The sequence below is a fragment of the uncultured Sphaerotilus sp. genome, assembly GCF_963924895.1.
In the GTDB taxonomy this organism is placed as follows: domain Bacteria; phylum Pseudomonadota; class Gammaproteobacteria; order Burkholderiales; family Burkholderiaceae_C; genus Sphaerotilus.
Map to the genome: position 1 here is coordinate 152,061 of NZ_CAWURG010000022.1, position 6,961 is coordinate 159,021.

Annotated in this window: 6 protein-coding genes; 3 read left to right on the plus strand and 3 right to left on the minus strand. The window is 69.4% G+C overall.

The window, feature by feature from the left end; genetic code table 11:
- Positions 1–59: 59 nt before the first annotated feature.
- Entirely contained in the window at positions 60–479 is a 420-nt protein-coding gene (locus tag AABN02_RS09750; RefSeq protein ID WP_338414730.1) for a VOC family protein, read from the minus strand.
- Positions 480–710: 231 nt separating this feature from the next.
- Here AABN02_RS09750 and AABN02_RS09755 point away from each other — a divergent pair, with 231 nt between their 5' ends.
- The 3 genes from AABN02_RS09755 (at position 711) to AABN02_RS09765 (ending at position 4,613) form a co-directional block, all read left to right on the plus strand.
- Positions 711–2,495 carry a DUF1800 domain-containing protein gene (locus AABN02_RS09755; RefSeq protein ID WP_338414731.1) on the plus strand — a complete coding sequence of 595 codons (1,785 nt, stop codon included), beginning with the start codon at positions 711–713 and terminating at the stop codon, positions 2,493–2,495.
- The gene (locus AABN02_RS09760; protein WP_338414732.1) at positions 2,495–3,865 is read left to right on the plus strand and encodes a DUF1501 domain-containing protein; all 1,371 of its coding nucleotides are present in this window, start codon (positions 2,495–2,497) and stop codon (positions 3,863–3,865) included. The genes AABN02_RS09755 and AABN02_RS09760 overlap by 1 nt, the downstream gene beginning before the upstream one ends.
- 79 nt (positions 3,866–3,944) lie before the next feature.
- Positions 3,945–4,613: a YbhB/YbcL family Raf kinase inhibitor-like protein gene (locus tag AABN02_RS09765; RefSeq protein WP_338414733.1), complete on the plus strand. Its 669-nt coding sequence runs from the start codon at positions 3,945–3,947 to the stop codon at positions 4,611–4,613.
- Between the two features lie 53 nt (positions 4,614–4,666).
- On the opposite strand, the gene AABN02_RS09770 is transcribed toward AABN02_RS09765, so the two are convergent.
- Complete coding sequence (locus tag AABN02_RS09770; RefSeq protein ID WP_338414734.1) at positions 4,667–6,250, minus strand: methyl-accepting chemotaxis protein; 1,584 nt, start codon at positions 6,248–6,250, stop codon at positions 4,667–4,669.
- A gap of 119 nt (positions 6,251–6,369) precedes the next feature.
- Positions 6,370–6,961, minus strand: a 592-nt coding sequence (locus AABN02_RS09775) for a succinate--CoA ligase subunit alpha (RefSeq protein WP_338414735.1), incomplete at its 5' end; no start/stop codon positions are given.

Below are 6,961 nucleotides of genomic sequence, written 5' to 3' on the forward strand. Positions count from 1 at the left end.
TCTGTCCGCTGTTCCTGCAATCAAGCCCGATCGGTTTGCGCCGATCGGGTTTTTTCATCTCACCACACCCCCACATTCGGCATCGACCCCCAAGGCTCCGCGATCGCCAGCGCCTCCCCATGCTGCAGCAACTCGATCGAGATCCCGTCCGGCGAGCGCACGAACGCCATCCGCCCATCCCGCGGCGGCCGGTTGATCGTCACGCCGTGGTCCATCAGGCGCTGGCAGGTGGCGTAGATGTCGTCGACCGCGTAAGCGAGGTGGCCGAAGTTGCGTCCGCCGGTGTAGGCCTCGGGGTCCCAGTTGTGGGTGAGTTCGACCTGCGCCGACGTGTTGCCCGGCGCGGCCAGGAAGATCAGCGTGAAGCGCCCCTGGGGCACCTCGCGGCGTGAGACCACTTCCAGCCCGAGGGCGTCGCGGTAGAAGTGGAGCGAGGCATCGACATCGGTGATGCGGACCATGGTGTGGAGGTAGTGCATCGCTGCATTCTCCGGCCAGCGCCGGTTCCCTGCATCGATCCGGGAGAAATCCGCCAGGGCCGGCGCCGGACGGTCGCAGTGTTGCCCCTGCGCACCACCGGCCTGGCGCGTGCCAAGTCTGCACACCACGGCGCCCCGCGCTCAAGGTGGGCGCCGATCTGCCGATGCCATTCAGTCGGGCTGGCGTGCCAACGTCCGGCGTCCCCACCCGGATCGCATGCAGAAGGCCCCATGACCTCCCACCCAGACCTTGTTTTCCCGGTCCGCAGCGGCCTTCGCGCCGCAGGACTGCTGGCGTTGTCGCTGTCACTGTTCACCACCGGGGCGCAGGCGCAGTCGTCCTGTCCGGCCAAGTCGCTGAGCTGGACGATTCCGTGGACGGGCAAGTCCTGCGCCGGCCCGGTGGCGGCCACGCCGTCGGGCAGCGCCGTCACGGTGCGCAACACGCTGGCGGGCATGACGGGCTGGGCGACGCTCAAATGTGTCAACGGGGCCTGGGCGTTACCCAGCAGCTACGAATGCACGGGCGGGTCGACCACCACGCCCACCACTCCGGTGCCCACGCCAACCCCGACGCCGACACCATCCCCCGCGCCGCTGGTCTTCAAGGCCCCGGTCGTGGATGCGGCCGAAGTCGCTGCAGCCCGTCTGCTGGAACAGGCCAGCTTCGGCCCGACACCGGCCGACCTCGCCCGCGTGCGCCAGATCGGCGCGGCAAACTGGATCGACGCGCAGATCGCCATGCCGGCCACCGCGATTGCGGACGGTGGCGACAGTACCGAGCCGGTGCGCGAGGCCTGGTTCCTCGCGATGGCCGCGGCGCCGGACCAGTTGCGCCAGCGGATGGTCTTCGCGCTGTCGCAGATCCTGGTGGTGTCGACCAGCAAGAACGCGGCGGGCCGGGAACTCTCGCCCTGGCTGCAGACCCTGTCGAAGCACGCCTTCGGGAACTACGGTGACCTGCTGCGCGAGATGACGCTCAACCCGGCGATGGGCAAGTACCTCGGGCTGGGCCACAGCCGGGTGCCGATGCCGAACGAGGACTACGCGCGGGAGGTGATGCAGCTCTTCAGCATCGGGCTGGTCGAGCTGAACCTGGACGGCTCGCCGCGTCTCGACGCCAATGGCAAGACCATCCCGACCTACGACCAGGCCCGCATCGGCGAGTTCGCCCGCGCGCTGAGCGGCTGGGGCTTTGCCAACAGCTACGAGGACATGTCGGCGCCGCTGGTGGCGCGCGAGCAGTACCACGACCGGCGGGCCAAGACGCTGCTCAACGGCGTCACGCTGCCCGCGGGCCAGACGGCGGCGCAGGACCTCGACGCCGTCCTGCTCAACCTGACCCGGCACCCGAACGTCGCGCCCTTCATCTCGCTGCGGCTGATCCGGCACTTCGTGACCAGCAACCCGAGCCGGGCCTATGTCCAGCGGGTGGCCACCGTGTTCCGCCAGACCAATGGTGATCTCGCCGCCACGCTGCGCGCCATCCTGCTGGATGCCGAGGCCCGGAACGCACCAGCGGCCGACGCCGGGCACCTGCGAGACCCCGTGCTGCACACGCTCTCGCTGGTGCGCACACTGGGTGGACAGGTGGTCAGCGGCCGCAACCTGCTCTGGGACTACTACCTCATGGGCGAACGCCCAGCCCAGGCGCCGAGCGTGTTCAGCTACTACTCGCCGCTCGCGCCGCTGCCGGGCGGATCCGGTCTGATCGGGCCGGAATTCCAGCTCTACAGCGGCAGCCAGGCGGTGCGCCGGGCGAACTTCGTGCTGGCACTGCTGGATGGCGGTCTGTCCGGCTCGGTGCGGATCGACCTGACGCCGTTCGTGAACGTCGCCAAGGATCCGCAGGCGCTGATGGCGCTGGTCGAGCGCACCCTGCTGCAAGGCCGCCTGTCGGCCAGTGCCCGCCAGACCATTGGCGAGGCGGCGGTCAAGACCACCGATCTGCGGCAGCGTGCCTTGACCGCCCTCTACCTGACCGCCATCACCGGCGACTACGTGGTGCAGAAATGATGAACGACCCGACGCTGTCCCGCCGCCGCTTTCTCGGCCACTCCACCCACGCCGCCGGCGCGGCAGCGCTGTCCTCGATGGGCCTGCTCGGCCTGACCAGTCCGGCGCAGGCCGCCGTCAGCGACTACAAGGCGATCGTCTGCCTGTTCCTCTCCGGCGGCAACGACGGGGCCAACATGGTGGTGCCGCTGGATGCGACCCGCTACGGCCAGTACAGCCGGTTGCGCAGCGCCGCCGGTCTGGCGCTGACGGGCAGCGGGCTGATGCCGGCGCGCAGCAGCCCGCTGCGGGCGGCGTCCAGCGTGGCGGACCAGCCGTTTGCTTTCAACGCGGCGCTGGCGCCGATCGACCGGTGGTACGGCCAGGGCAAGGTGGCCGTGCTGCTCAACATCGGCAACCTGCGCCGGCCGCTGACCAAGGCGGCGTATCTGGCCGGCGGTCAGGCCCCGGGCGAGCTGTTCTCCCACCCGGACCAGGAAAACCAGGCGAATGCCGGCCTCGGCGCGGGCAGCGCCACGGGCTGGGGCGGGCGGCTGATGGACACGCTCGGTGTCGCGCGTGCGCTGGATGCGGTGGCGGTCGGCACGGCCGGGCGCTTCGTGCAGGGGGCGTCGGTGCCGGCCAACCTCGTGCCGGAAAGCGGCGGTCTGTCGCTCAACGGATTCAGCTTCTGGCCGCAGGCCGAGGCGGATGTGCGCCTCGCGGCACTGAAGAAGGTGCTGGCCGCCGACACCGGCCACCGGCTGGCGAACGCCGCCAACAAGTCGCTGGCCGACGGCATCGGGCTGGCGGCCACCCTGAAGTCGTCGTCCGCCGTATCGCTCGCGGCCACGTTCCCGAGCACCAGTCTTGGCGCGCAGCTCAAGACCACTGCCCAGCTCATCGCCGCGCATGCGCGGCTGGGCGCTGGGCGGCAGGTCTACTACGTGTCGCTCGGAGGATTCGATACCCACGGCGGCCAGGCCTGGCAGCACGCGGACCTGATGAAGCAGTTGTCCGCCGGCGTGGATGCCTTCCAGACCGCCATCACCGGCGCGGGCCTGGACCGCAACGTCACCCTGTTCACCGCCTCCGAGTTTGGCCGCACCCTGAGCCCGAACGACTCCGGCACCGACCATGGCTGGGGCAGCATCGCGCTGGCGGTGGGCGGGGCGGTGCAGGGCGGTCTGTACGGCGAGTTCCCGGACTTCACGCTCGGCGGACCGGATGACGCGTCGGGCCGCGGGGTGTGGATTCCGCGGCTGGGGTACCAGCAGCTCGGCGCGACGCTGGGCCGCTGGTTCGGGGTGAATCCGTCGGCGCTGAGCACGCAGGTGTTTCCGGCCGAACTCGAACAATTCCCCCTGCGGGACCTCGGGTTCATGGGTTGAGCCTGGTGGTGGCGGACTGACAGAATGCGGGTGGCGCCCGCACGGCGCCACCCTTCCCAGTTTTCGGAGACCCCGCACGATGCAACGCCACCAACGCCCCCTGCGCACCAATGCCACGCCCGTCCTGCTTGCCGCCGCCGCGGCTGCACTGCTGGCCGGCTGCTCGGGTTCGATGCCCTCCATGCCGTCGCTTGCGTCGCTGACCAAGCCGGCCAGCAGCTTCACGCTGTCCAGCCCCGACATCGCCGAGGGCAGCACCATCACCAACAAGTTCGTGCTCAACGGCTTCGGCTGCAAGGGCGACAACGTGTCCCCGGCGCTGGTCTGGACCAATCCGCCAGCCGGCACGAAGTCGTACGCGGTCCAGGTCTACGACCCGGATGCACCGACGGGCAGCGGCTTCTGGCACTGGGGTGTCTACAACATTCCGGCCGCGGTGACCTCGCTGGCGCAGGGTGCGGGCAACTCGCTGGCCAAGCTGCCGGGCGGGGCCAACGGCGGCCTGACCGACTACCACGACACCGGCGCGACCGGCGCCAACGGCAACTGGGGCGGCCCGTGCCCGCCGGTGGGCGACAAGCCGCACCGCTACATTTTCACCGTCTTCGCGCTGGGGGTGGACAACCTGCACGCCGCTGCCAGCATCCCGCAGACCGGCACCGCCGCGCTGCACGGCTTCGTGCTGAACAAGGGCCTCGGCGACAAGCTGCTCGGCAAGGCCTCGTTCACGGCGACCTACGGCCGCTGAGCCGAGCTGCCTGCCAGCGGACAGCGTTGGCAGGCGCCTGAGGTCCTGCAACCTCAGGCGCGGCTTGTTGCCGTCGAATCGATGCGGAAGGCGCCCACGACCTGGGTCAAGCGCGCCGACTGTTCCTGGATGCCCTGGGCGGCGGCGGCGGACTGCTCGACCATGGCCGCGTTCTGCTGGGTCATCTGGTCCAGTTCCACCACGGCCGCGTTCACCAGCGCGATGCCGCCCGCCTGCTGGGTGCTGGTCACGGTGATGGCGTCGACGATGGCGGTGACACGCTGCACCGAGTTCACGATCTCCGTCATCGTGCGCCCGGCATCCCCGACGAGGCGCGAGCCGGAGCGCACCTGTTCCGCGCTGTGGTCGATGAGACCCTTGATCTGCCGTGCCGCGTCGGCCGAGCGCTTGGCGAGGTTGCGCACCTCGCCAGCCACGACGGCAAATCCGCGGCCCTGTTCACCCGCCCGCGCCGCCTCGACGGCGGCATTCAGGGCGAGGATGTTGGTCTGCAAGGCGATGCCGTCGATCACGCCGGTGATCTCGGCGATCTGCCTGGAGGAGGACTGGATCTCGTCCATGGTGCGCACGACATGCGCCACGACGCTGCCGCCGCGTGCGGCCACCTCGCCGGCCGACGCCGCCAGCTGGCTGGCGTGCCGCGCCGATTCGGCGGAGTGCGTGACGGTGGCGGTGAGCTGCTCCATGGAGGACGCGGTCTGCTGCAGATTGCTGGCGGTCTGCTCGGTGCGTGTGCTCAGGTGCTGGTTGCCGGAGGCGATCTCGTGGCTGGCCGACCGGATGTCGTCGGCGGTTCCCCGGACCTGGCCCACCAGGGCGCGCAGGGCTTGCTGCATGTCGCGCAGCGATCCGGTCAGTGCCGAGGCCTCGTCGTGGCCCTCCACCAGGACCGGATGGGTCAGATCGCCGCGGGTGATGGATTCGGCGACGGCGCGGGCCTGCTCTAGCGGCAGCACGATGGAGCGCGCATTGAGCCAGGTCAGCGGGGCCAGCAGCGCGATGATGAGACCGAGCGTGCCCAGATAGAGCCACAGCGTGTGCCGCATGGCGCTGTCGAAGGTCTGCTGCACCTGGCTGGCTTCGGCGTCGACCAGCCGGTTGATCTCGGCCAGGTGCCGGTCGATGGTCTTGACGACGGCCTTGGCCGGGGCCATGGCCTTGTCGGCGTCCTGTGCGGTCTGGAAACCACCGTCCTGGATCTGGTCGAGCACGGGCTTGGTCAGGCGGGCGTACCCGTCCAGCTGCTCGATGGCCTGGCCGCAGAGGCCGGCGATGTCGGTGGAGGCGCTGGCCTGCAAGGCCGCCAGGGATTGGCGGGTCGTGGCCATGGCGGCGGCCCAGGCCTCGCGCTCCCTGAGCACGGCCACGCCATTCTCGTACTCGATGATGGCCTGCTTCTCGTGCGGCAGCAGCGCGCCCATGGCGGTGTGGATGTCGCCGAGCAGATGCACGTCGCGCAGCGTGGCCGCGGTGAAGGTGGCGTTCAGCACCTGCAGTTGCCGCCCCCCGAGCGTGCCGATGGCGCCGACGAACATGAACAGCAGCACCACCAGGGCGATGGCCGCATTCATCCGGGTGCGGATGGTGAACTTCCGGAGCAGTTGAACGGACGGCATGCCCGGCTCTATCGACAGTCCGGGTGCTGTCTTGAGCGGGAATGAAAAAAGGCCACCTCGCGGTGGCCTTCGTCATGGTGTCACGCCGATGGGCGAGACGGTGACGGGATCAGATCAGATCACTTCAGCAGCGCCTTGAGCAGCTTGGCCATCTCGGAGGGGTTGCGCGTGACGGTGAAGCCACACTCTTCCATGATGGCGAGCTTGGCGTCGGCCGTGTCCGCACCACCCGAGATCAGCGCACCGGCGTGGCCCATGCGCTTGCCAGCGGGAGCCGTCACGCCGGCGATGAAGCCCACGATCGGCTTGGTCATGTTCGCCTTGCACCACATCGCCGCTTCGGCCTCGTCCGGACCACCGATCTCGCCGATCATGATCACGGCGTCCGTGTCCGGATCGTCGTTGAACGCCCGCATGATGTCGATGTGCTTCAGCCCGTTGATCGGGTCGCCACCGATGCCGACCGCGCTCGACTGGCCCAGACCGATTTCCGTCAGCTGTGCCACCGCTTCGTACGTCAGCGTGCCCGAACGGGACACCACGCCGATGCGGCCCTTGCGGTGGATGTGGCCCGGCATGATGCCGATCTTGATCTCTTCCGGCGTGATCAGCCCCGGGCAGTTCGGGCCCAGCAGCAGCGTCTTCTTGCCGCCGGCCGCTTCCTTGGCCTTCATCTTGTTGCGCACCATCAGCATGTCCCGCACGGGGATG